Source organism: Actinomadura macrotermitis (assembly GCF_009604375.1).
GTDB classification, from domain to species: domain Bacteria; phylum Actinomycetota; class Actinomycetes; order Streptosporangiales; family Streptosporangiaceae; genus Spirillospora; species Spirillospora macrotermitis.
In genome coordinates this window covers 878,342-902,665 of the sequence record NZ_WEGH01000001.1, presented here as the reverse complement: position 1 = coordinate 902,665, position 24,324 = coordinate 878,342, and the positions used below count along the sequence as shown (strand labels likewise).

20 protein-coding genes are annotated in these 24,324 nt (G+C 72.0%); 8 read left to right on the top strand and 12 right to left on the bottom strand.

The window, feature by feature from the left end:
* Nucleotides 1-8: 8 nt before the first annotated feature.
* The 3 genes from ACRB68_RS04125 to ACRB68_RS04115 form a co-directional block, all read right to left on the bottom strand.
* Nucleotides 9-1,163, bottom strand: coding sequence for a glutathionylspermidine synthase family protein (locus ACRB68_RS04125; RefSeq protein ID WP_153530891.1), 1,155 nt, complete (start codon nucleotides 1,161-1,163; stop codon nucleotides 9-11).
* Nucleotides 1,164-1,166: 3 nt separating this feature from the next.
* Complete coding sequence (locus tag ACRB68_RS04120) at nucleotides 1,167-1,511, bottom strand: hypothetical protein (RefSeq protein WP_328593728.1); 345 nt, start codon at nucleotides 1,509-1,511, stop codon at nucleotides 1,167-1,169.
* A gap of 214 nt (nucleotides 1,512-1,725) precedes the next feature.
* Nucleotides 1,726-2,586 (bottom strand): ATP-grasp domain-containing protein, encoded by an 861-nt coding sequence (locus ACRB68_RS04115; protein ID WP_153530889.1) that lies wholly within the window; start codon nucleotides 2,584-2,586, stop codon nucleotides 1,726-1,728.
* Between the two features lie 244 nt (nucleotides 2,587-2,830).
* Here ACRB68_RS04115 and recA point away from each other — a divergent pair, with 244 nt between their 5' ends.
* From recA to ACRB68_RS04095, 4 genes are all read left to right on the top strand, one after another.
* Nucleotides 2,831-3,958, top strand: coding sequence for a recombinase RecA (gene recA / locus ACRB68_RS04110; RefSeq protein ID WP_153530888.1), 1,128 nt, complete (start codon nucleotides 2,831-2,833; stop codon nucleotides 3,956-3,958).
* Nucleotides 3,959-4,112: 154 nt separating this feature from the next.
* Nucleotides 4,113-6,185, top strand: a complete 2,073-nt coding sequence (locus ACRB68_RS40970; RefSeq protein WP_153530887.1) for a RecX family transcriptional regulator — start codon at nucleotides 4,113-4,115, stop codon at nucleotides 6,183-6,185.
* Between the two features lie 419 nt (nucleotides 6,186-6,604).
* Nucleotides 6,605-8,161, top strand: a complete 1,557-nt coding sequence (gene rny / locus ACRB68_RS04100) for a ribonuclease Y (RefSeq protein ID WP_153530886.1) — start codon at nucleotides 6,605-6,607, stop codon at nucleotides 8,159-8,161.
* Between the two features lie 92 nt (nucleotides 8,162-8,253).
* Nucleotides 8,254-9,153, top strand: a complete 900-nt coding sequence (locus ACRB68_RS04095; protein ID WP_194293182.1) for a trypsin-like serine peptidase — start codon at nucleotides 8,254-8,256, stop codon at nucleotides 9,151-9,153.
* Nucleotides 9,154-9,236: 83 nt separating this feature from the next.
* Here the strand turns inward: ACRB68_RS04095 and ACRB68_RS42780 are convergent, their stop codons facing one another.
* From ACRB68_RS42780 to ACRB68_RS04065, 6 genes are all read right to left on the bottom strand, one after another.
* Nucleotides 9,237-10,337 carry an alpha/beta hydrolase family protein gene (locus ACRB68_RS42780; RefSeq protein ID WP_407924285.1) on the bottom strand — a complete coding sequence of 367 codons (1,101 nt, stop codon included), beginning with the start codon at nucleotides 10,335-10,337 and terminating at the stop codon, nucleotides 9,237-9,239.
* 964 nt (nucleotides 10,338-11,301) lie between these two features.
* Nucleotides 11,302-12,393: an NAD(P)-binding domain-containing protein gene (locus ACRB68_RS04085; protein ID WP_328593727.1), complete on the bottom strand. Its 1,092-nt coding sequence runs from the start codon at nucleotides 12,391-12,393 to the stop codon at nucleotides 11,302-11,304.
* 72 nt (nucleotides 12,394-12,465) lie between these two features.
* Nucleotides 12,466-13,419, bottom strand: coding sequence for an amino acid ABC transporter permease (locus ACRB68_RS04080; protein WP_153530882.1), 954 nt, complete (start codon nucleotides 13,417-13,419; stop codon nucleotides 12,466-12,468).
* Entirely contained in the window at nucleotides 13,416-14,105 is a 690-nt protein-coding gene (locus ACRB68_RS04075; RefSeq protein WP_153530881.1) for an amino acid ABC transporter permease, read from the bottom strand. The genes ACRB68_RS04080 and ACRB68_RS04075 overlap by 4 nt, the downstream gene beginning before the upstream one ends.
* A gap of 79 nt (nucleotides 14,106-14,184) precedes the next feature.
* On the bottom strand, nucleotides 14,185-15,006 hold the full coding sequence (locus tag ACRB68_RS04070; RefSeq protein ID WP_328593726.1) for a glutamate ABC transporter substrate-binding protein: 822 nt from the start codon (nucleotides 15,004-15,006) through the stop codon (nucleotides 14,185-14,187).
* 38 nt (nucleotides 15,007-15,044) lie between these two features.
* Entirely contained in the window at nucleotides 15,045-15,830 is a 786-nt protein-coding gene (locus ACRB68_RS04065) for an amino acid ABC transporter ATP-binding protein (protein ID WP_153530880.1), read from the bottom strand.
* Nucleotides 15,831-16,038: 208 nt separating this feature from the next.
* On the opposite strand from ACRB68_RS04065, the gene miaB reads away from it, so the two are divergent.
* Nucleotides 16,039-17,574: a tRNA (N6-isopentenyl adenosine(37)-C2)-methylthiotransferase MiaB gene (gene miaB, locus ACRB68_RS04060; protein ID WP_153530879.1), complete on the top strand. Its 1,536-nt coding sequence runs from the start codon at nucleotides 16,039-16,041 to the stop codon at nucleotides 17,572-17,574.
* 55 nt (nucleotides 17,575-17,629) lie between these two features.
* On the opposite strand, the gene ACRB68_RS04055 is transcribed toward miaB, so the two are convergent.
* A complete protein-coding gene (locus tag ACRB68_RS04055; protein ID WP_153530878.1) occupies nucleotides 17,630-17,872 on the bottom strand; it encodes an antitoxin in 243 nt (80 codons plus the stop codon).
* Nucleotides 17,873-17,980: 108 nt separating this feature from the next.
* Between ACRB68_RS04055 and miaA the strand changes: the two genes are divergently transcribed.
* Together miaA and dapF are read left to right on the top strand one after the other, a co-directional pair.
* A complete protein-coding gene (gene miaA / locus ACRB68_RS04050) occupies nucleotides 17,981-18,877 on the top strand; it encodes a tRNA (adenosine(37)-N6)-dimethylallyltransferase MiaA (protein WP_328594069.1) in 897 nt (298 codons plus the stop codon).
* The gene (dapF, locus tag ACRB68_RS04045; protein ID WP_153530877.1) at nucleotides 18,864-19,682 is read left to right on the top strand and encodes a diaminopimelate epimerase; all 819 of its coding nucleotides are present in this window, start codon (nucleotides 18,864-18,866) and stop codon (nucleotides 19,680-19,682) included. Before miaA ends, dapF begins: the two co-directional genes overlap by 14 nt.
* Before the next feature lie 181 nt (nucleotides 19,683-19,863).
* Here dapF and ACRB68_RS04040 read toward each other — a convergent pair whose 3' ends face one another.
* Nucleotides 19,864-21,825, bottom strand: a complete 1,962-nt coding sequence (locus ACRB68_RS04040; protein WP_153530876.1) for a sensor histidine kinase — start codon at nucleotides 21,823-21,825, stop codon at nucleotides 19,864-19,866.
* Nucleotides 21,826-21,985: 160 nt separating this feature from the next.
* On the opposite strand from ACRB68_RS04040, the gene ACRB68_RS41945 reads away from it, so the two are divergent.
* Nucleotides 21,986-23,551, top strand: a complete 1,566-nt coding sequence (locus tag ACRB68_RS41945; protein WP_194293181.1) for a S1 family peptidase — start codon at nucleotides 21,986-21,988, stop codon at nucleotides 23,549-23,551.
* 65 nt (nucleotides 23,552-23,616) lie between these two features.
* On the opposite strand, the gene ACRB68_RS04030 is transcribed toward ACRB68_RS41945, so the two are convergent.
* Entirely contained in the window at nucleotides 23,617-24,228 is a 612-nt protein-coding gene (locus ACRB68_RS04030) for a TetR/AcrR family transcriptional regulator (RefSeq protein WP_153530875.1), read from the bottom strand.
* Nucleotides 24,229-24,324 lie beyond the last annotated feature (96 nt).

Genomic DNA, 24,324 nt, shown 5'->3' with positions numbered 1-24,324 from the left:
GTCGCCCGTCACAGGGCGATGCGGTGCGGGATGAAGGACGAGGTGTCGTCGGTGACCAGCCCGGCGGTCTCACGGATGCCGAGGCCCGCCGACTCGTCGTGGACCACCCAGGCGCCGAGCACCGGATGCTGGCCGTCGAAGTCGGGCAGCGGGCAGAACTCCTGGAACACGAAGCCCTCCCGGCCGTAGTCGCCCTCGGTGCGCTGCTCGGCGCCGTCCGGCAGGACGATCCGCATGCTCGCGCCCTCCCGGCCGAGCAGCGGCTTCTGCACGTACGAGGTGAGGTTCGCGGGCGTGTTCAGGAAGGTGGGCAACAGGTTCGGGTGGCCCGGGAACAGCTCCCACAGCAGCACCAGCAGCGCCTTGTTCGACAGGACCATCTTCCAGATCGGCTCGATCCAGGTGGTCGGCGCGTGCGGGATGCTGCGGGAGAACGGCTCGGCGACGATCCACTCCCACGGGTACAGCTTGCACAGGGTGGTGATCTCGTTCTCGTCCAGGTCGACGAACCGCTCCCGGCGCGAATCCCAGCCGATGTCCTCCATGGCGATCGCGGTGCCCTGCAGGCCCGCCTCCTGCGCGGTCTCCTGCATGTAGGCGATCGTCATGACCTCCTCGCCGGTCTCGTCGCCGTTGGTCCAGGCGAAGTGCGCCGGGCCGGGCAGGCCCCCGGCGATCTGCTTCCAGCGGTCGACCAGGCGCTCGTGGATGGAGTTCCACTGGTCGTCGCCCGGATACACCTCCTGCAGCCAGTACCACTGCGCGATGGAGCTCTCCACCAGCGCGGTCGGGGTGTCGGCGTTGTACTCCAGCAGCTTGGCCGGGCCGGTGCCGTCGTAGCGCAGGTCGAACCGCCCGTACAGGTGCGGGTCGCGGCGCCGCCACGACTCCTCGATCAGCGGCGCCACCCATTCGGGGATGCCGAGCACGTGGTAGCGGCCGGTGGTGACGACGTGCTCCACCACCTGCAGGCACATCCGGTGCAGCTCCTCGACGGTCTCCTCGAGGGCGAGCACCTCGTCCATGTCGAAGACGTACTGCACCGACTCGTCCCAGTAGGGGCGGGGCAGGTGCTCGGGGTGCGCGGTCCGGTGGAAGGCCAGGCCGTGCGACTCCACCTTCTGGGCCCAGTCGGGACGGGGCGTGGCGCGTTCGCGGCGCATCGCTCAGCCACCGCTCCGGCCGCCGCCGCCGAACCCGCCGCGGCTCAGCGTGTGCCCGGAGCTGGACTTGACCTTGCCCTTGCGCGGACCGTAGTAGCTGCCGCCCGACACGTAGGTGTGGCTGGAGTCGCGCCGGCCGCCGTAGTACCAGAAGTAGCGGTTGTAGCCGACGGTGCCGCGCTCGATCTCGCGGGTGTCGCAGAAGGAGTCCGGGACGACCCGGTAGCCGCCCGCGGTCTTGCCGCCCGTCCAGGGGGACTGGCGGTCCACGCACCACGCCGTGGTCGACTTGGAGCCGCAGGCCGACACCAGCGCGAGCGACAGCGCGCTCACCATGCCGATCTTCACGGTCCGGGAACTGAGCCGGCGTGGGGTGGTCTCCTGAGGGGGCAAGGGAACACGTCCTTCGGAAAGCGTGGCGTCCTGTGGGTGCCGGACGGCGCGGGCGGGCCCACCTGCGGAAAGGAATCCGGCGCCGCGGCGTACCAGCTTACGGGTGGTCGCTCCTGGGACGGAAGGGACCGGTGTCTCGGTTCCATGACATCCCGGGAGCGTCCGCCCGTCAGTCGGGTACCGGCAGATGAGCGTACAGATCCATCGGATCGATCGTCGCCGGCAGCTCGCTGACCTGGCCGTCGCCGACCTCCACCACCCGCCACGCGCCGTCCGCCCGGCGGGCCAGGTCGGTGGTGATGAACCGGCAGCCGAGCGACCGCACCGCCGGCGCCACCTCCTCCAGCGCCGGCTCGGGACGGGCGCCGGGGGTGTCGGGGTGCGGGCCGACCAGGGCGGGCTCGCCGTCCACCCACCAGACGCGGGCCTCGCCCGCGCCGTCGTAGTGCTCGAACTCGCGCACCACGACGCCGCCGGCGAGGAAGGAGTCCTGCAGGCCGATCATCGCGGCGACCACGGCGCGCAGCCGCCCGGGGTCCTTCACGTCCGGGACGAAGCAGGCCTCGTCCCACTCGTGCTTGCGCGACTTGACGTAGTCCTTGACGACGCCGGGGCCGTCGCGCAGCGGCCGGACCAGCTCACCGAGGTCGCCGGGGTCCTGCCCCGGCTCCAGCGGCCGCCACACGCTGTGGGGCGTCAGGCCGGCGAAGGTGTCGTGCCAGCCGGGCAGCTCGTGCGCCCGCCGGTAGTCGTCGGGATGGGTGAGCAGCACGGTGCCCCGGCGTTTCAGGGCCTTGGCGAGCGCCGCGTACTCGCCGCTGGTCACCATCCAGCCGCGGTACCAGGCGGCGCCGAGATCGCGGGGCACGGCCCGCACCGCGGACTCGGCGTCACCGCGGCGCAGCGCGTCGTGGTCGATCAGGGCGATCTCGCCGTAGTGGTCCCGCACGGCACCCGCCTCGCGGGAGAAGTGGGGGTCAACGCGCCGGGGATGGAGCGGATCGACGCAGAAGAGGACGGTCAGCGTCATGATGGAACCCTCCGTGGACGGCGCCAGCGTACGGTGTCGCGGGCGCCGCGCGCACGGGGACGGCCCGGCGAATCGGCGCATCCGGCCATGATCGAACGAATGTTCGGTAAGCTGTGCTCCTGCACGCGACGTTATCCACAGACGCGCCAGGATCTCGAAACTGTCAGTGGCTCCTCGTAACGTCGCCTTCGCAACACCACACAGCCGGGCGAGAGCCACCAGGCAACGAATTGAAGGGGACCCAATGGCAGCCAACGACCGGGAGAAGGCTCTCGAGACCGCCCTCGCACAGATCGAGCGGCAGTTCGGCAAGGGCTCGGTCATGCGCATGGGCGAAGAGGCCCGCGTACCCGTCGAAGTGATCCCGACCGGCGCGATCGCGCTCGACATCGCGCTCGGCATCGGCGGCCTGCCCCGCGGCCGCGTGGTGGAGGTCTACGGGCCGGAGGGCTCGGGTAAGACCACCGTCGCGCTGCACGCGGTCGCCAGCGTCCAGAAGAAGGGCGGCATCGCGGCGTTCGTGGACGCCGAGCACGCGCTCGACCCCGAGTACGCCGCCAAGCTCGGCGTCGACATCGACGCGCTGCTGGTGTCGCAGCCCGACACCGGCGAGCAGGCGCTGGAGATCACCGACATGCTGATCCGCTCCGGCGCGATCGACATCGTCGTCATCGACTCCGTCGCCGCGCTGGTGCCGCGCGCCGAGATCGAGGGCGAGATGGGCGACAGCCACGTCGGCCTGCAGGCCCGCCTGATGTCGCAGGCGCTGCGCAAGCTGACCGGCGCGATCAACCAGACCAAGACCACCGCGATCTTCATCAACCAGCTGCGCGAGAAGGTCGGCGTCATGTTCGGCTCGCCGGAGACCACCACCGGTGGCCGCGCGCTGAAGTTCTACGCCTCGGTCCGCCTGGACGTGCGGCGCATCGAGACCCTCAAGGACGGCACCGAGGCGGTCGGCAACCGCGTCCGCGTCAAGGTCGTCAAGAACAAGATGGCCCCGCCCTTCCGGGTGGCGGACTTCGACCTGCTCTACGGCCACGGCATCTCCCGCGAGGGCGGCCTGATCGACCTCGGCGTGGAGCACGGCTTCGTCCGCAAGTCGGGCGCCTGGTACACCTACGACGGCGACCAGCTCGGCCAGGGCAAGGAGAACGCCCGCAACTTCCTCAAGGCCAACCCGGACATGGCCGACGGCATCGAGAAGAAGATCAAGGAGAAGCTCGGCATCGGCCCCAAGGTCGACAAGCCGGCCGAGGAGCCCGCCGCCGCGGCGCCCGACGCCGCCAAGCCGGCCACCCCGCCGGTCCCGGCCGTGGCCCCGGCCACCCGCCGCGGCGCCAAGGCGGCGGCCAAGCCCGGCGATTCCTGACCGGCATTCCGCCGTTCCGGGTGAATCCTGACGGCGGGTACGCGATGATCCCTTATGTGGGGCGGCGGCGCCCGACCCGGCACCGTTCGACCGGTGCCGGCTCTTTCCCGGTCGGCGCCGCCGCTCGCATGGGCCCGGAGGAGCGGACGGCCCGATGAGCGACGACCCCAAGCCCCCGCCCTGGGCATCGGACCACAACCCGTGGACCGACGCCCCGAAACCCCCTGCCCCCGCCGAAGAAGAACCGGCCGAGTGGACCCCCGCGTCCACCGGCCCCTTCGCCGACCTGGGCAAGCAGTCCCCAACCCCCCGCTGGCCCACCCCCGAGACCGCGGGCACCAACCCCTGGACCGACCAGCCGGCCCTACCGGCCGAACCCCAGGAAGAACACCCCCCGCCCAAACCCCGCCGCACCGCGAAACCCCCCAAGCTCGGCCAGACCACCCAGCCGACCGCCCCGTCCCCTAAAACCGCAGCGGCCGATACAGGGGCATACGCCCCTGACGCAGCCGACGCGAGCAGCGGTACCGAGGCGTCCGCCGGCATCGCCCAATCCGAGCCGCGCAGCACCCCTACCGCAGTCGAGTCGGACACAGAAACCACGCAGACCGCAGCGACCGACGACGCCGAGGTCACCGAAAAGCCCCCGCGCCGCCGCACCGCACGCACTGCGAAGCCAGCCGAGGACAGTCAGGCCGGCGGAGCGGAGGATCTTCTCCTCAAAGCCGCAGAAGCGGATGTGGGGACGCATGCCACTGGCGCGGCCGACGCGAGCAACACCGCGCCGACCGCCGACGGCACGCCGTCCGAGCCACACAGCACCCCCGCCACAGGCGAGGCGAGCGCAGAAACCGCGCAAGCCGCAGCGACCGACGACGCCGAGGTCACCGAAAAGCCCTCGCGCCGCCGCGTTACGCGCACTGCGAAGCCCACCAAGGATGGCCAGGCCACCCAGTCGGGCGCACCCTTCCCCAAAGCCGCAGAGGCCGCTGCGAAGACGCACGCCCCTGGCGCAGCCGACGCAAGCAGCGACACCGGCCCGGCCGTCGACGGCGCACCGTCCGCGCCGTGCAGCGCCCCTGCCCTAGGCGAAGCAGGTGTAGAGAACGTGCAGGGCGCAGTGGCCGGGGATGCCGTGGGCAACGCAAAGCCCTCGCGCCGCCGCGCTGGGAAGCGCATCGAAGACGGTCAGCGCAGCGAGCCGGATGCGTCCCTTCGCGAGGCGACGGCCGCCGACGCGTCGGAGTCGGGTAGGGAAGCGGCCGCTCGCACCGCTGGGGCGGGTGACGAGGAGAAACGCCGCACCGTCACACCCTTCGGCGAGGAGGCGCACGACAGCGCTGTCGCAAGCGAGGGCGCCGAGGGGGAGTTGCAGCGGCCTGCTGCGGTCTTCGAGGCGGCCGAGCAGGGCGACGGGCCGGGGACGTCCGGAGTCGTGGACGTTGATGCGCGCGGCAATGAGGGCGAGGTGGGCGCCTGGAGTGTGCCGGCGGCGAGCGGTGATGCCGAGGGTGTCGAAAAGCCCGCGCGGCGGCGTGCTGCGCCCGCCGAGGACGAGTCGTTCGGGGCGCGTGATGCCGGCGAGGCCGGAAGCGCGTCTGGGGATGCGGAGCGGCCGCGGCGGCGTGGGCAGGGGTTCGGGGGCCGGCGGAAGGGGCGCGGTTCCGGAGAGTGGGAGTCCGGGGGGCCGTTCGGGCGCGGTTCGGGGGAGCGGCGGGCGGAGAAGGCGCCTGCCGATCCGGAGGCCAAGGCGCGGGAGATCTGCCTGCGGATGCTGACCGGGTCGCCGCGGACGCGGGCGCAGCTCGCGGACGCGCTGCGGCGCAAGGAGATCCCCGACGACGTCGCCGAGCGGGTGCTCGGCAGGTTCACCGACGTGGGACTGATCGATGACGAGGCGTTCGCGCAGATGTGGGTGCAGTCGCGCCACGCCGGGCGCGGCCTTGCCAAGCGGGCCCTGGCCGCCGAACTACGGCAGCGGGGCGTGGACAACGAGATCGTCAAGGAGGCCGTGCACACTTTGGACGCCGACCAGGAGGAACAGACCGCGCGGGCGCTGATCGAGCGCAAGCTGCGGTCCACGCAGGGGCTGGACCCCGCCAAGCGGACGCGGCGGCTGGTGGGGGTGCTCGCACGCAAGGGGTACTCCGCCGGGCTGTCGTACCGCGTCGTGAAGGAGGCGCTCGCCGAGGAGGGGCAGGAGGCGGCCGAGGGCGACTGGGAGTGAGGCGCGGCGACACGCCGGGGTGACGCGCGATCCTGACGCGATGGTGACGGCGCGCTGACTCGCGGTGGCCGGGCGATGATGCAGGTGGGCCAGGGTGGGGTTCGGTAAGGAACTCCTCACGAGGGCGTTCGGTTAGTCCGGAATGCCAGGCGTTTGCTTGCTCATTACCTTCCCGCCGCTTACCGTAACGGCAGTGAGGAGTTACTCCGCGCACTGCGGATTGTCATACATCTGAGCATTTCGAGCAGCTGAGAGGTAGAGCGGCGACACCGCCTCGGCCGAGGGGCCGGTGGTCACCGGGCCCGCGTCGCGGCGCCCGGGTGATCGGCGTACCCGGTGGTCCGCAGGGGTGCGGGTAGATCCTCGCGTGGCAGGGCTCCGACTCCCACGGGGCCCATCGGCGAGGAAGGGTCTGCCTCATGATGAGCGTCCTGTTGGGTGCGGCGCTGCTGGTGACCCTGGTCGCTCTGGTCGTGCTGCTGGTCCGGCGGCCCGGCACCACGGCGCGGGAGGAGGCCGCGCGGGCGGCCGAGGAGATCCTCCTCCAGGCCAGGGCCGACGCCGAGGAGATGCTGCGCAAGGCCGACACGCGCGCCCAGGAGCTCCTCGGGGCGGCCCGCGAGGAGGCCGAGGAGGAGGCCAGGTCGCAGCGCGAGACCCTCGGCGCCCAGCGCGCCGAGCTGGAGCGCCGGGAGGAGCGGCTCGCCGAACGCGAGCAGCGGCTGGACCGCGAGGCGCGGCGGCTGGAGGAGTGGGCCGGGCGGCTCACCGGCACCGAGCGCGCCCTGGAGGAGCGCCGCGCCGAGATCGGGGAGCTGGCGGAGGAGCGCCGGCGGGTCCTGGAGCGGGCGGCGGGGCTCACCGCCGAGGACGCCAAGGGCGAGCTGGTCGCCGCCATCGAGAACCAGGCCAAGCGGGAGGCGATCCCGCTCACCCGGGAGATCGAGAACGCCGCGCGGGCCGAGGGCGACAAGCGCGCCCGCAAGATCGTGACGCTGGCCATCCAGCGGGTGGCCAGCGAGCAGACCGCCGAGTCGGTGGTGACGGTGCTGCACCTGCCCGGCGACGAGATGAAGGGCCGGATCATCGGCCGCGAGGGCCGCAACATCCGCTCCTTCGAGTCCACCACCGGCGTCAACCTGATCATCGACGACACGCCGGAGGCGGTGCTGCTCAGCTGCTTCGACCCGGTGCGCCGCGAGGTCGGCCGGCTGACGCTGGAGAAGCTGGTGCTGGACGGCCGCATCCACCCCCAGCGCATCGAGGAGATCTACGAGCGCAGCAAGCACGAGGTCGAGCAGCTGTGCGTGCGGGCCGGCGAGGACGCCCTGGTCGAGGTCGGCATCACCGACATGCACCCGGAGCTGATCGCGCTGCTCGGCCAGCTGAGGTACCGCACCTCCTACGGGCAGAACGTGCTGAAGCACCTGATCGAGTCGGCGCACCTGGCCGGGATCATGGCGAGCGAGCTGCGGCTGCCGGTCGAGCCGGCCAAGCGCTGCACGCTGCTGCACGACATCGGCAAGGCCCTCACCCACGAGGTGGAGGGCAGCCACGCGCTGATCGGCGCGGAGATCGCGCGCCGGTACGGCGAGCACGAGGACGTGGTGCACGCCATCGAGGCGCACCACAACGAGGTCGAGGTCCGCACCGTCGAGGCGGTGCTCACCCAGGCCGCCGACGCCATCAGCGGCAGCCGGCCCGGCGCCCGCCGCGAGTCGCTGGAGGCCTACGTCAAGCGGCTGGAGCGGCTGGAGGAGATCGCCCGCGAGAAGCACGAGGGCGTGGAGAAGGTCTTCGCCATGCAGGCCGGCCGGGAGATCCGGGTGATGGTCAAGCCCGACGCCGTCGACGACATCCAGGCCCAGGTGATCGCCCGCGACATCGCCAAGCAGGTCGAGGACGAGCTGACCTACCCGGGCCAGATCCGGGTGACGGTCGTGCGGGAGTCGCGCGCGACCGAGTTCGCCCGCTGACACACCGGGATAAATGATCATTCGGATTGTGACGGGGCGCTCGAGTCGGTAGTTTCGTGCGAATGCGAATGGGGCGCACGCGTTGGACGGTAGTGGCCGCGACTTCCACGGGGGTGGTCGTCGCGGGGGCAGGCGCGGTCCTGCTGGCCGGGAACCGGGCACAGGGGCATGTCGTCGGAGACATGTCGGCGGGGGTGCTGATCAGCGCCACCGACGCCGGTGAGACCGAGCGGTACTGGACCGACCGGCGGATGGGCGGCGCCACCCCGATCGACCAGCGGGCCGACGACGGCGTGCGGGCCGCGTCCGGCAGTGTCGCGCGGTCCAAGACCTTCGGCGGCATCCCGACGCTCGGCGCCCTGTTCTTCAACAACGGCGGCGGTGACCACTACTGCACCGCCAGCGTCGTGCACAGCGGGTCCCACAGCCTGATCCTGACCGCGGCGCACTGCCTGCACGGCGGCCGCGGCGGCCACTACGCGCGCAAGATCGCCTTCGTGCCCAAGTACGACCGGGGGCGGCGCCCCTACGGCGTCTGGACGGTCAAGTCGATGACCGTGCACCGCAACTGGGTGAGCAAGGGCGACGTCGACCTGGACTTCGGCTACGCCGCCCTGAACAAGCGCGGCGGCCGCACCATCGAGAAGGCGGTCGGCTACAACAAGCTGGCGATCAACCAGGGCACCGGCAAGTGGGTCAACATCGCCGGCTACCCCAAGATCGTGCACGACCGGCGGGACCACCCGATCTACTGCCGCACCAAGACCAAGCGCAAGAGCAAGTACCAGATCCGGATGGACTGCACCGGGTTCTACGGCGGCACGAGCGGCAGCCCCTGGCTGCTGAACTACAGCGGCCGCACCCACACCGGCTACATCAACGGCGTCATCGGCGGCTACCAGGGCGGCGGCAGCACCGCCTCCACCTCGTACTCGCCCTACTTCGACAGGGACGTCTACGACCTGCGCACCGCCGCCGACAAGCGCGCCTGACCGCGCGCCGCGCCCCGGGGGAGCCCCGGGGCGCGCCGGCGCCGGTCCAGCGGCGAGCCGCGCGGGCCTGGGCGCGGCACGGCTCAGCCGGCGGCCAGGTCGATCGGCTGCACCCCGCGCGGCTCGAAGCCGAGGGTCTGCCCGTAGAAGGCCAGTTCGGCCTCCAGGCAGGCGATGGTCGTCGCGGCCTTGCGGAAGCCGTGCGACTCGCCCTCGAACGTCAGGTAGGCGTAGGGCATCTTCTTGTCCGCGAGCGCGACGGCGAAGCGCTCGGACTGGTCCGGCGGCACCACCGGGTCGTCCAGCCCCTGCAGCAGCAGGACGGGGCAGGAGGCGTTGTCCGCGCGGTTCAGCGGGGACCGCTCCTCGTAGGCCCGCTCGAATCCGGGCAGCGGCCCGATCAGGCCGAACAGGTACTGCGACTCGAAGTCGTGCGTGGCGGCGGCGAAGCTCTGCAGGTCGCTGATGCCGAAGTAGGACGTGGCGGCCTTGAACAGGTCCGTCTGGGTGATCGCGGCGAGGGTGGTCCAGCCGCCGGCGCTGCCGCCCCGGATCGCCAGCCGCGCCGGGTCGGCGATGCCGCCGTCGACCAGGGCCTGCGCGGCCGCCACCGCGTCCTCCACGTCGACCACGCCCCACTGGCGGCGCAGCCGCTCGCGGTAGGCGCGGCCGTAGCCGGTGGACCCGCCGTAGTTGACGTCGATCACGCCGATGCCGCGGCTGGTGAAGTAGGCCCGCTCCAGGCTGAGCGTGCTGGACGCCCGGCTGGTCGGCCCGCCGTGCACGAACACCACGTACGGCGGCAGTTCGCCCTCGGGCCCGGCGGCCTCGGGGTTGGCCGGCGGGTGGACGTAGGCGTGCACCGGCCGCCCGAACGGGCCCTCCAGCCGTTCGGCGCGCGGCTTCGGCAGGTAGGCGACGTCGGGCACCTCGGCCAGCTCGCGGCGCAGTCCCTCGACGCGGCCGGTGGTGACGTCGACCCGCACCAGCGAGGGCGGCACGTCGGCGCCGCCCGCGATGCCGACGATGGTGGTGCCGTCGGCCGACAGCGCAAGCTGCCAGTCGTCGTAGGGGACGTCCAGGTCGGTGAGCTCCAGCGTCTCGGGGTCGTAGACGCCGAGACGCTGGTCGCCCTCGCCGTGCAGGACGGCCAGGCGCCCGTCGCCGAGCAGCGCGTAGGGCATCCCGCCGAGCTGCCAGAGCGGCCCGGCGAACTCCTCCTCGGCCGGGTAGAGCGCCTGCGCCGACTCGCCGTGCAGCCCGACCTCGTAGATGTTCCACCAGCCGGGCCAGTCGGAGATCACGTACAGGGCGCTGTCGCCGGCCCACAGCGGCGCGAGCGCCGACTCGGTGAGCCCGCCCTTGACGGTGCGGCCCGACTGCGGCACGACGGTGCGGCCGTCCTCCAGCGCGGCGACGCGCACCTCGGTGCCGTCCCAGGGCATCCGGGGGTGGCTCCACTGCACCCAGGCCAGGTGGCCGCCGCCCGGGGACGGCGCGGGGGAGGCGTAGAAGTGCGCGCCGGTGACCAGCTCGCGGATGGCCCCGGCGTCCTCGGCGGCGCTGCCGTCCAGCGGGACCGCGACGATGGCGCGCCGGATCCCGCCGTCGGGGGTGTGCCCCTCGCAGACGCACCAGATCTCGGTGCCGTCGGGCGACAGCACGTAGTCGGCGTAGCGCAGCCCGCCGGGCTCGGCGGGCTCGGGGGTGAGCGGCCGCGGTTTCGGATCGCCGGGATCCAGCCGGTGCAGCCGCTGGTCCTCGTAGTTGGAGAAGACGATCACATGGCCGTCGTCGGCCGGGACCGGCAGGTAGGAGCGGCCCCCGTACTCGTGCACCCGGGTCCGGGCGTCCCAGGGGGCCTGCAGCAGCTCGGTGCGTTGCCCGCCCTCAAGATGCATGACCGTGGTACGGCCGTCCTCCTCCGGACGGGACTCCTGCCACCACACGTCGGAACCCGACACGGTGGGAAAGGCGAGGCGCAGCCGGGCGCGGGCGACGTCGGCGGCGGAGATGGGGGAGGGCCAGGAGCCGTAGGGGAGGGTCGCGCGAGCGGTCATAACCGAATCGTCCCGCATACGGCGATCGGTTGGGGCCATGACGGGGCAGTTGACCTCGGAAAGATACAAGCCGCGGACCGGGGCGGGCTCAGCCGGCGGCGGAGATCGTCACCGCCGCCACATTTCCGGTGTTCCGGGCGCCGGTCAGCAGCCCGCCGACCTCCCGGACGGCGGCCCGTCCCGCGCGGCCCGCTCCGATCGTGCTGGCGGACGGACCGTAACCCAGCAGGTGGATCCGCGGGTCGGCGGCGACGGCCGTGCCGTCCATCGCGATGCCGCCGCCGGGGCCGCGCAGCCGGAGCGGCGCCAGATGGTCCAGCGCGGCGCGGAAGCCCGTCGCCCACAGGATCACGTCGGCGCGGACCTCGGCGCCGTCCGCCCACGCGACGCCGCCCGGGGTGACGCGCTCGAACATCGGCCGCCGGGCCAGCACCCCGCTCTCGCGGGCCGCGCGCACCTCATCGGTGACGGTGAGGCCGGTCACGCTGACGACGCTCGCCGGCGGCAGCCCCGCCCGGACCCGGTCGGCCACCCGCGCGACGGCCGCACGGCCCCGCTCGTGATCGAACGGGCCGTCCACCCACACCGGAGGCCGCCGCGTCACCCACGTCGTCTCTGCGGCCACCTCAGCGATCTCCAGCAGCGCCTGGACGCCCGAGGCGCCGCCGCCGACGACCACCACCCGCTTCCCGGCGAACTCCGTGGGCCCCTGGTAGTCCGCCGTGTGCAGATGCCGCCCGCCGAACGACTCCATCCCGGGGTAGTAGGGCCAGAACGGCCGCTCCCACGTCCCGGTCGCGTTGATCAGCGCCCGGACGGCGTACTCGCCTTCGGACGTCTCCAGCAGCAGCCGCCCGTCCGGCAGGTCCGACACCGCCATCACGTCCACCGGCCGGTGCACGTCCAGGTCGAAGGTCCGCTCATAGCGGGCGAAGTACTCCGAGACGACCTCCGAAGCAGGCCGGGACCCGTCAGGCTCGCCGAGCGGCATCCCGGGCAGATCGTGGATGCCGTGCGCCTTGCCGAGCGTCAGCGTCGGCCAGCGGTGCTGCCAGGCGCCCCCCGCGCGGGGAGCGTGGTCGAACATCACGAAGCCCAGTCCCGCCCGCCGCAGGAAGTACCCGGCCGACAGCCCCGCCTGCCCGGCCCCGATCACGGCCACGTCCACGTCGTACGTCACGCCCGCGCAAACCAGCGGGGGCGCCCCCGGATTCCCGGCGGCGCCCCCGTGTGGTGGACGAGACAGTGGCGGCTAGAACGCGGCGTTGCCCATCCCGGATTCGATCTGGGTGGGAGCCCCGGCCGCCATCGTCGGCGCCGAGCTCTTGCGGCTGCGGCGCGAGCGCCGCTCCAGTACCGTCGCGATGCGGCTGAGCGTCAGGTTGAGCAGGATGTAGATGACGCTGATGACGATCGCGGCCGGCAGCAGGTTGCCGTAGTTGGCCGGGATCTGCTTGAAGCCCTCGTTCAGCAGTTCCTCGTAGGCGATGATGTAGCCGAGCGCCGAGTCCTTCAACAGCACCACCAGCTGGCTGATGATCGCCGGCAGCATCGCCGTGGTGGCCTGCGGCACCAGGATCAGCCGCATCACCGCGTTCTTGCGCAGGCCGATGGCGTAGGCCGCCTCGGACTGGCCGCGCGGCAGCGACTGGATGCCGGACCGGAAGATCTCCGCCAGCACCGAGCCGTTGTAGAGCATCAGCCCGGCCACGACCGCGGTGAACGCGCTGATGTGCGGGGGCTCCCGGTTCAGGCCGGTCGCGATGGTGGCCGGGCCGGAGAAGATGAAGAAGATCAGCAGCAGCAGCGGGATCGCGCGGAAGAACTCCACCACGATCGCGCTCGGCACCCGCAACCAGGCGTGGTCCGACATCCGGCCGAGGCCGAAGACCACACCGAACAGCAGCGCCAGCACGGCGGCGACGACCGCGGCCTTCAGCGTGCCGCCGAGGCCGGGCAGGATGTACTTGGTCCAGGTGCTGCCCTCGACGAAGGGCTTCCACAGCCGGCCCTGGAACTGGTCCGCCTGGTCCAGCCGGTGGTAGATCGCGTACAGGATGCCGGCCACGACCACCACACCGAGGACGGTGAGGATCGCGTTGCGCCGCCGCGCCTTCGGCCCGGGCGCGTCGAACAGCACCGTGGGCTCGGCCTTGGGCCGCTTGGACTTCTTCTTGGGCGGCGTCGCACTGGTCAGCGTGGTCATCGGATCACCGCCAGCCGCTTGCTGAGGTGGCTGACCAGCAGGCCCGCGGGCAGCGTCAGCACCATGAACCCGGCGGCGAAGCCCAGGAAGATCGGCAAGGTCGCTCCGTAGTCCTCGAACATCTGCCTCATCTGCGCGGCGGCCTCGATATAGCCCGCCACCAGCACGACCGTCGAGTTCTTGATCATCGCGATCAGGACGCTGCCGAGCGGGGCGATGGACGCCCGGAACGCCTGCGGCAGGATCACCAGCCGCAGCGACTGGGTGAACGGCAGGCCGATCGCGCGCGCCGCCTCGGCCTGGCCGAGCGGCACGGTGTTGATGCCCGCGCGCAGCGACTCGCAGACGAACGCCGCGGTGTAGGCAGAGAACCCGAAGACCGCCAGCCAGAAGCTGTTGACCGACGTCTCGTCCGAAATATTGATCTTGAGGGTGTCGCTGAGCCCGAGGCTGCAGAACACCAGGATCAGCGTCAGCGGGGTGTTGCGAAAGGTGTTGACGTAGAACGTGCCGATGGCGCGCAGCACCGGCGTCGGCGAGACCCGCATCGCGACCAGCAGCGTGCCGAGGATCAGCGACAGCACGCCGGTGGTGGCCGACAGCCGGATGGTGGCCCAGAACGCCTCAAGTACCTTGTCGGACTCCTTGGCGAACGGACTGAAGTCGAAGAGAACGTCCCAGTTCATTGAGCTTCATCCTCTGGCGGAACGCCGGCGTGCCCGCACGGGCCCGCCGGCGTTCCGGGGAGACGGTGACAGGAGGCGATCAGCTGCAGCCCTGGGCGGGCGGCTGGGTGGCGTCGAACTTCAGGTTCGTCTTGCCGAACCACTTGTCCCACAGCTGCTTGGCGGTGCCGTCCTTGTACATGTCGGTGATGGCCTTGTTGACGGCCTCACAGCCCTTCTTGTCGCCCTTCTTCAGGCCGACGCCGTACTTCTCGTCGGTGAAGGGGGCGTTGACCAGCTTGAAGGCGGTGCCCTCGCGCTGGGCGTAACCGGCCAGGATCGTCGCGTCGGTGGAGACCGCGTCGACCGTGCCGCCCTTCAGCTTGGTGATGCAGTCCTCGTAGCCCTGCGCCGGCACCAGCTTGGCGGCGACCTTCTTCTCCTCGGTGACGCGCTTCCAGGAGTTGGAGCCCGACACCTGGCAGAGCTTCTTGCCCTTCAGGTCGTCCACGCTCTTGATGGCGCTGTCGTTGGCGCGCACCAGGATGTCCTGGTGGGTGATCACCCAGGGGCCGCCGAAGGTGACCTTGGGCAGCCGCTCGGGGGTGATCGAGTAGGTCGCCACGACCATGTCGACGGTGCCGTTGGCCAGGAACGACTCGCGGTTGGCGGACTTGGCCTCCTTGAAGGTGACCTTGGTCGCGCCGAGCTTCTTGGCGATGTAGTTCGCCACGTCGATGTCGATGCCCTGGTAACCCTGCGGGGTGTTCAGGCCCATCCCGGGCTGGTCGGCCTTGACGCCGACGATCAGCTCCTTCTTGCCGTCGACCGTGCTCTCCTTCTTGGCGCTGCAGCCGGACGCCACCATGGAGGTCGCGGCCAGCGCGGCGAGCGCAACCCCGAACTTGCGAACGAGCATCATTACTCTCCCTGTGCTGTTTAACGCCGGAGCCCCGCGGCTCAGTGCGAGAGGATCTTGGAAAGGAAGTCCTTGGCGCGGTCGGTTCGCGCGTTGGTGAAGAACTCCTCGGGCGTGCTCTCCTCGACCACCTGCCCGTCGGCCATGAAGACGACCTTCTGGGCGGCGCGCCGGGCGAAGCCCATCTCGTGGGTCACCACGATCATGGTCATGCCCTCCTGCGCCAGGCCCGTCATCACGTCGAGCACTTCCTTGACCATCTCGGGGTCCAGTGCCGACGTGGGCTCGTCGAAGAGCATCACCTTGGGCTTCATCGCGAGCGCGCGGGCGATGGCGGCGCGCTGCTGCTGGCCGCCCGACAACTGCGCGGGGAACTTCTGCGCCTGGGCGGCGATGCCGACCCGGTCCAGCAGCTCCATGGCGTGCTTCTCGGCCTCCTGCTTGCCCCGCTTGCGGACCTTGATCGGCCCGAGCGTGACGTTCTCCAGGATGGTCTTGTGGGCGAACAGGTTGAAGGACTGGAACACCATGCCCACATCGGCGCGGAGCCGGGCCAGTTCCTTGCCCTCGCTCGGGAGCTTCTTGCCGTCCAGCAGGATGGTGCCGCCGTCGATGGGCTCCAGCCGGTTGATCGACCGGCACAGGGTCGACTTGCCGCCGCCGGAGGGGCCGATCACCACGACGACCTCACCCCGGTTGATGGTGAGGTTGATGTCCTTGAGAACGTGCAGCTCGCCGAAGTGCTTGTTGACGTTCTCCAAGACCACCAGAGGCCCGCCCCCGGCCGGCGCCACCTCGTCATCCGCCACGTTGCCGATGTCCGTCATGGGCCCGGACTTTACGTCATCTCCATCACGCGGCAAGGTACGCGACGTTCCGATCAGGTCACAGAAGCCCACGTCGACAGGGGATTCAGGAGATCACGACGGCCGCGCGGCGCGGGTCGCGACGGGCGTGGCGCCCGGGGGGAACGATCTTGGGAGGGGCCGCGGGGGCGCACGGGGAGTGGTGCGCGACGCGTACCCTTGCACTGTCATGACTGCGACCGACGAGAGCGGCCCCCGCACGTACGAGATCCGTACCTACGGCTGCCAGATGAACGTCCACGACTCCGAGCGCCTGGCCGGGCTGCTGGAGGACGCCGGGTACGTCCGGGCCGGCGGTGCCGAGCCGGACGTGGTGGTGTTCAACACCTGCGCCGTGCGGGAGAACGCCGACAACCGCCTGTACGGCAACCTCGGCCATCTGCGGCCCGTCAAGGACGGCCACCCCGGCATGCAGATCGCGGTCGGCGGCTGCCTGGCGCAGAAGGACCGCGACACCATCGTCCAGCGCGCCCCCTGGGTCGACGTGGTGTTCGGCACGCACAACATCGGCGCGCTGCCGGCGCTGCTGGAGCGCTCGCGGGTGCAGGCCGAGGCGCAGGTGGAGATCGAGGAGTCCCTCGTCACCTTCCCCTCCACGCTGCCGACCCGCCGCGAGTCGCCCTACGCCGCGTGGGTGTCGATCTCGGTGGGCTGCAACAACACCTGCACGTTCTGCATCGTGCCCGCGCTGCGCGGCAAGGAGAAGGACCGCCGCCCCGGGGAGATCCTCGCCGAGATCGAGGCGCTGGTCGCCGACGGCGTCGTGGAGATCACCCTGCTCGGCCAGAACGTCAACGCCTACGGCAGCGGCTTCGGCGCGCTCGCCGCGGCCCCCGCCGAGGTCCGCGAGATGACCGCGGGCGGCCAGTCCGCGTTCGCCGGCCTGCTGCGGGCCTGCGGCGGCGTCGCGGGCCTGGAGCGGGTCCGGTTCACCTCGCCGCACCCCAAGGACTTCACCGACGACGTGATCGCGGCGATGGCCGAGACGCCGAACGTGACGCCCTCGCTGCACATGCCGCTGCAGTCCGGCTCGGACCGGGTGCTGAAGGCGATGCGCCGCTCCTACCGGCAGGACCGCTACCTCGGCATCATCGAGAAGGTGCGGGCCGCGATCCCGGACGCGGCGATCACCACCGACATCATCGTGGGCTTCCCCGGCGAGACCGAGGAGGACTTCGAGCAGACCCTGCACGTGGTCCGCGAGGCCCGGTTCGCCTCGGCGTTCACCTTCCAGTACTCCAAGCGCCCGGGCACCCCGGCCGCGACGATGGACGGCCAGATCCCCAAGCAGGTCGTGCAGGAGCGCTACGAGCGGCTGGTCGCGCTGCAGGAGGAGATCTCCTGGGCCGAGAACAAGCGCCAGCTCGGCCGCACGCTGGAGGTGCTGGTCGCCGAGGGCGAGGGCCGCAAGGACGAGGCCACGCGCCGGCTGTCGGGCCGCGCCGCCGACAACCGGCTGGTGCACTTCGCGGCCCCGGACGGGCCGGTGCGCCCCGGCGACATGGTGCCCGTCGTGGTCACCTACGCCGCGCCGCACCACCTGGTCGCCGACGAGCTCGCCGGGCCGGTCCGCCGCACCCGCGCGGGCGACGCCTGGGAGGCGCGCCAGGGCACGGCGAAGCCCGCCGTCGGGCTTGGGATGCCGTCCATCGGCCGTCCCGCGCAGCCCGCGGCGGCGTCGGCGGGCTGCGCCACCTGCCCGTAGCGCGCCGGCATCGGGCGTCCCGATGCCGGCCGCGCCGCCGGGTGCAGGCCGCCGGCTATGACGAGGGCTGACCGCCTTCCGGAGGCGGCGCCTGCGGATCGGGGGCGGTACGGCCCGCGTTGCCGCCCGTGTTGTTCTTGTCGATGTACTTGCCGGCCTGCTCCTGCGCCTTGTCCACCTTGTCGGCGTGCTTGCCGCCGGTGCGCTGGTCGAACATGTCGCCGGCCTTCTCGACGCCCTGCTTGGCCTTGTCGCCGTGCTGGCCGAGCATCTCCTTGACCTTGTCGACGAACGACATGTGCATCCCTCCATGCCCTGTCCGGCGGCGCCGTCCGTCCCGGGCGGCGCCCGTGCATTCGGCCCCTACCCAGATCCTTGCCACAATTAGCACGTGACCTCCAGAGACGTGATAGCCGTCGTCGGGCCGACCGCGGCCGGCAAGTCCGACCTCGCCGTGGAACTGGCCCTGCGCCTCGGCGGCGAGGCGGTCAACGCCGACTCCATGCAGCTGTACCGCGGCATGGACATCGGCACCGCCAAGCTGACGCCGGCCGAGATGCGCGGTGTCCCGCACCACCTGCTGGACATCTGGGACGTCTCCGTCACCGCGAGCGTCGCCGAGTACCAGCGGCTCAGCGAGGAGGCCTTCGCGGGCATCCGCGGCCGGGGGCACGTCCCGGTCCTGGTCGGCGGGTCCGGGCTGTACGTGCGGGCCGCCCTGGACCACATGGAGTTCCCCGGCACCGACCCGGCGGTGCGGGCGCGGCTGGAGGAGGAGCTGGCCGAGCACGGTTCGGGCGCCCTGCACCGGCGGCTGCGGGAGCTGGACCCCGCCGCCGCCGAGGCGATCCTGCCGAGCAACGGCCGCCGCGTCGTGCGCGCGCTGGAGGTCATCGAGATCTCCGGCCGCCCGTTCACCGCCACGCTGCCCGAGCACCGCTACCGCCACGACGCGGTGCAGATCGGGCTGAGCGTGCCGCGCCCCGAGCTGGACGAGCGGATCGCGCTGCGGGTCGAGCGGATGTGGGCGGCGGGCCTGGTCGAGGAGGTCCGCGAGCTGGACAAGGCGGGGCTGCGCGACGGCCTGACCGCCGGCCGCGCCCTCGGATACGCGCAGGTCCTGCGGTTCCTGGCGGGGGAGTGGACCGAGGAGCAGGCCAAGGAGGACACGGTCCGCACCACCCGCCGTTTCGCCCGCCGCCAGGAGTCGTGGTTCCGCCGCGACCCGCGCGTCGTCTGGCTGCCCTACGACGCGCCGGACCTGCTGGAGCAGGCAATACGATCGGCACATGCGGTTTGTTAAGGGGCACGGGACCGAGAACGACTTTGTGATCCTGCCGGACCCGGACGGCGGGCTGGATCTCACGCCGGAGCTGGTGGCGTGGCTGTGCGACCGGCGCGCCGGGATCGGCGGCGACGGCGTGCTGCGCGTGGTGCGCAGCAAGGCGGCCGGGCAGGACGAGGCCGCCGAGTGGTTCATGGACTACCGCAACGCCGACGGCAGCATCGCCGAGATGTGCGGCAACGGCATCCGCGTGTTCGCCCGCTACCTGGTCGACGCGGGCCTCGCCGAACCCGGCGAGTGGGACGTGGCCACCCGCGCCGGGCTGCGGGGGATCAGTGTCGGCGCCGCCGGTGACGTGCGGGTGGACATGGGCGCGCCGGTCCTCCTCGGGACGGGCGAGGCCGAGCTGGCGGGCCGCACGTTCGCCGGCCAGGGCGTGTCGACGGGCAACCCGCACCTGGCCTGCCCCGTCGACGAGCCGGTCGCGGGCCTGGACCTGTCCCGGGCGCCCGGTTTCGACGCGGCGATGTTCCCCGAGGGCGTCAACGTGGAGTTCTTCCGCTTCCTCGGCGACCGGCACGTGGAGATGCGGGTGTTCGAGCGCGGCTCGGGGGAGACGCGCTCGTGCGGCACCGGGACCGTCGCGGTCGCGGTGGCCGCGTCGCTGGCGTCCGGGGACGCCGTGCCCGCCGGCGAGTGGACCGTCGACGTGCCGGGCGGGCGCGTCACCGTCACCCTGGACGGCAGTACCAGCTATCTCAGCGGACCGGCTGTTCTGGTCGCCGAGGGAGACATTCGGCCGGGTGGCCGCCGATCCCGGTAGGGTCGGGACTACGGTCCCCTACCGCCGGGACCGCAAGAGGTTTAATTTTTGACGTGCACACCCTCTGGTGGAGAGGCCCGCCGGGTTCGGGATGGGAGCCCCGGATCCATGCGGCGCCTGAGGGCCGGTCGCGACCTTCTTGGCGGGGGGCGGCGGCCGGCCCTCCCACCACCAGCCTCAGCTAGTTGAGCGCCCCGGTCAGGGGCAGCCGGGCGCGGACGAGGGTGCCCCCCTCCGGAGCCGGCTCGACCGTGCAGGTCCCCCCGAGCTCGGCCGCCCGCTCGCGCATCGAGGACATCCCCACGCCCGACCGGGTCCGCTGCGGCAGCCCGATGCCGTCGTCGCGCACCGACACGTGCAGGTCGCCGTTCACGGTGAGCCGGACGACGGCGCGGTCGGCCTTGGCGTGCCGGTGCACGTTCGTCAGGGCCTCCTGGACGATCCGGTACGCCGCGACCTCGGCGGCGGCGGGCAGGCAGTCCAGCTCGCCCTCCACCCGCACGTCCACCTGCGGCCCGTCGCCGGACGCCACCACCCCGCCGAGCGCCTCGATCGCGCCGGTGAGGCCGAGGTCGTCCAGGGCCGGCGGGCGCAGGCCGTAGACCAGCTCGCGGATGTCGCCGATGGTCTGGCCCATGGTGGTGCGCAGGTGCTCCAGCAGCGGGTCCACCGCCGCCGGGTCGGTCTTCAGGGTGATGCGGGCGGCGTCGACCGTCATCGCCAGGCTGGCCAGGGTCGGGCCGAGCCCGTCGTGCAGGTCGCGGCGCAGGCGCCGCCGCTCCTCCTCGCGGGTGCGCAGGATGCGCTCGCGCGAGCGCTGCACGTCGAGCGCGAGCCGGGTCGAGCTGGCGAGCTCGGCGAGGTTGCGGGCCAGGATGCCGGCCAGCCGCGCGTCGGGGGTGCGGGTGACGCCGAAGATCAGCCGGCCGACCGGCTCGCTGTGCCAGACCAGGGGGATGAGCTGCGGCCGGTCGCCGAGCGCGCCGTCCTCGGCCGCCATCGTCTGCCCCTCGCGGTCCAGCACCTCGATGATCACGCCGTCGGCGTGCAGGGCGTGCCGGACCGTCGCGGCGGCGGCGGCGAGCGCGGCGGCGGGGTCGGAGATGGTCTGCAGCGTCCGGTTCAGCCGGTCGGCGATCCGGTACGGGTCGCGCTCGCCGTGCAGCAGCCGGTCCACCGCGCGCTGGAGCCGGCGCCGGGCCGGCTCGAACACCGCGCCCGCCGCGATCGCGCCCGCCAGCCCGGCGAGCTGGCCGTGGTCGGCCACCAGCGAGCTGACCGTCCCGACGAGCGCGAAGTACACGCCGGTGATGATGACGGCCAGGCCCGCGTAGACCAGGGTGCGGCTGATGACCAGGTCGATGTCGTACAGCCGGTAGCGGGTGATGGCGATCGCGATGCAGATCGGCACGGCGGCGATCGTGACATTGCGGATCGGGTCGCCGATCGGGGTGGACTCGCCCACGTAGATGATGGTCTGGGCCAGCACGCCGGGGTAGATGACCCAGGCGATCTGCCGCCGCACGTCCGAGGGCGCGCGCACGAACCGCACCACGACCGACACGAAGCCGAGCGCGAGCGTGGTCAGGATCGTCGCGGCGATCGGCCACGGGATGTCCTGGAAGGGGTAGACCGAGACGCCGTTGTGGAACCGGCGCGCGCCGGGGTCCACGGTCAGGTGCACGCAGACGATCACCGGCGCCGCGAAGGCGGCGGCCAGCACCGGCGCGAACCAGCGCGACACCAGCCGGCCGTCGGGAAAGACCAGCGGCAGCACCAGGGTGAGCGCGAAGGTGTCGACCGCCCACAGCCACTGGCCGAGCCAGAGGAAGGCCCCGGCGCCCGGGACGTGCCGGATCTGCATCCAGGGGCCGAGGTTCAGCGCCAGCACGTACAGGGCCGCGCTGAGGCCGGCGGTCAGCATCAGCCAGCCGACGCGCAGGCCGGGGCGGTGCCGGAGCAGCAGCGCGGCGACCGGCGTCCAGAACAGCGCGATGACGATCTCGGGATGCCACCAGACCAGCCGCCGTCCCGGCGGCACCCACAGTCCGAGGACCAGCGTGCCGACGACGGCGGTCACCGCGACCAGGGCGAGCGGCATGGCGGCCCGCCCGCCGGGGTGTGGCCGTTGCACCGTTCCCATGGGCTCTCCTGCGATCAAAGTAAATGAATGGTAAACGTCCTGGGGGCATGTCCTCGAACGAGCGGGGCGCCGGCCTCAGGACGGCGGGACTTCGGGCGGATGATCCTGGGCACCTCGGAACAGAACGGGCCTACGGGGGCCGGAGAGGCGGGACGGGGACATGCGCAGGGTGATGGGAGCGCTGGTCGCGGCCGGGATGGTCGTGCTGACCACGCCCGGGGTCGCGGCGGCGGACGGCAAGGAGGTGCCGCGCGCCACCAGGCTGGCCGCCCGGTCGCATCCGGCGGTGCAGCTCATCGTGACCAGGTACTCGGCCGAGCTGGTGGTCCCCTCGGTGGACCTCCGCAAGGACAACTTCGACCGGCTGACCCGCGAGGTCGCCCAGGACGTGGTGGCCGGTGAGATCCCCCGCGACAAGCTCAACATCGCCAAGGCGCTGATCGGCCGGATGGCCAAGGACGTCGACACCTACCTGAGGCCGGTCGGGCCCGACCGCACGGTCAAGGCGTCCACCGCCGGCACCTGCACCGGCTGGTGGGTCACCGGCGACGGCTACATGGTCACCGCCGCGCACTGCGTCAAGCCCGACGACAAGCAGATCGCCACCACCTTCGCCAAGCAGGCCCTCACCGACCTGGCCAAGGGGGACGCGGCCAACGTGCGGGCGCTGCTGAACGGGGTGCGCGCCGACGACGAGATCAAGCGGACCAGCGCCGCGATGTTCGCCACCTTCAACGCCCGCCACCTGAAGATGCGCGGGCTGACCCAGAGCACCAGCGTGCTGCAGAGCGTGCCTGGCGGCGGCGTCGACAAGAGCGCCAAGGAGCTGCCGGCCGAGGTCGTCGCGGCGGGGGAGAGCTACCCCGGCAAGGACGTGGCGGTGCTGAAGGTCGGCGGCCAGGCGAACCTGCCCACCCTGGGGCTCGGCGACGACCACGACGTGCAGGTCGGCAACACCCTGTACATCGACGGGTTCCCCGGCACGGTGACCAACAACGGGTCGCTGAGCGTGGACTCGCGGCTCCAGCCGGCCTTCACCCAGGGCCCCTACAACGCCCAGCGCGCCACGCAGGGCGGCGTGCCCTACTTCCAGACGCAGGCGCCCGCCTACGGCGGCAACTCCGGCGGCCCGGTGTTCGCCGACAACGGCAAGGTCGTCGGCATCCTCATCGCGGGCCTGAACACCGCCGACGGGCAGTCCGCGCAGAACGAGCAGCTCGTCCTGCCGGTCAGCATCGTCAAGGAGAAGCTGCGCGAGAAGAACGTGCAGCCGGTCGTCTCGCCCACGAGCAGGGCCTACAACGAGGCGCTGGACTCCTACCACCAGCACCACTACAAGGCCGCGGTGCCGAAGTTCAAGGAAGTGCAGAACCTCTACCCGGCCCACCCGTACGTGAGCAAGTACATCAGTGACGCGCAGAGCGCGATCACGGCCGGCAAGGACGAGACGCCCATGGGCGCCGGGACCCTGGTGGTGATCGCGGTGGTCGTGCTGGCGCCGGTCGCGGGCGTCGTGGTGGTCCTGCTGCTGGTGACGCGGCGCCGGCGCCGTCCCGCGGGTCCTCCCGGGGGCGGGTTCGGCGGACCGCAGGGGATGGGCCTGCCCTACCCGGGAGCGGCGCCCGCGCCGCAGGGCCTGCCGTCGCTGCCGCCGCCTCCCGGCCCGTCCGCGCCGGCCTCGCACACCCCGCCGGTCCCGCAGGGCGGTACGCCCCCGCCGTGGTGACGCGCGGGTGACACCTGACCGAACGGCCCGCCCGGTGCACGCACCGGGCGGGCCGTTCGCCGTGGTCAGACGGGAGCGGCGAGCGTGCTCTGCCGGGCCAGGGCGCGCACCCCGTGCCGCAGGTCCTCGGGGGTGACGTCGCCGATGAGCAGGTGCTGCAGCAGGAAGCCGGGCATCAGCCCGAACAGCGCCTTGGCGGCCGCCTCGGCGTCGGTGTCGGCGGGCAGCGCGCCCGCCTCGGCCAGCCGCCGGATGTACAGCGCCCACAGGTCGCGCATGGCGATGACGGTCTCGCGGACGTGCCCGCCGACCTCGGGGTCGTACAGGGCGAGCGCCCAGGCCTGCGGGGCGAGCCGGACGGGCCCGTCGTTCTCGGTCAGCTCCATCAGCCGGGCGCAGACGGTGCCGATCGTCTCGTCCAGGGGCGGGACGGGGTCCTGGTGGGCCAGCCTGGTCAGCAGGGCCCGCACGTCGCCGATCGTGGTGAGGGTGATCGCCTCGATGATGGCGTTCTTGCTGCGGAAGTAGCGGTAGACCGCGCCCGCCGACAGCCCCGACTCGGTGAAGATGTCCTGCATCGAGGTCTCGTGCAGGCCTTTGCGGATGAAGCAGACGCGGGCGGCGTCCAGGATCTGCTGCCGGCGGCGTTCCAGGTGCTCTTCGCTGACTCGGGGCATGACCCCAATCTAAAACGAACGCTCGTTCTTGACAACCGTGGCAGCCCGGTGCCACGCTGGGTCCAGTAAAGAGAACGAACATTCGCTTTTAGTGGA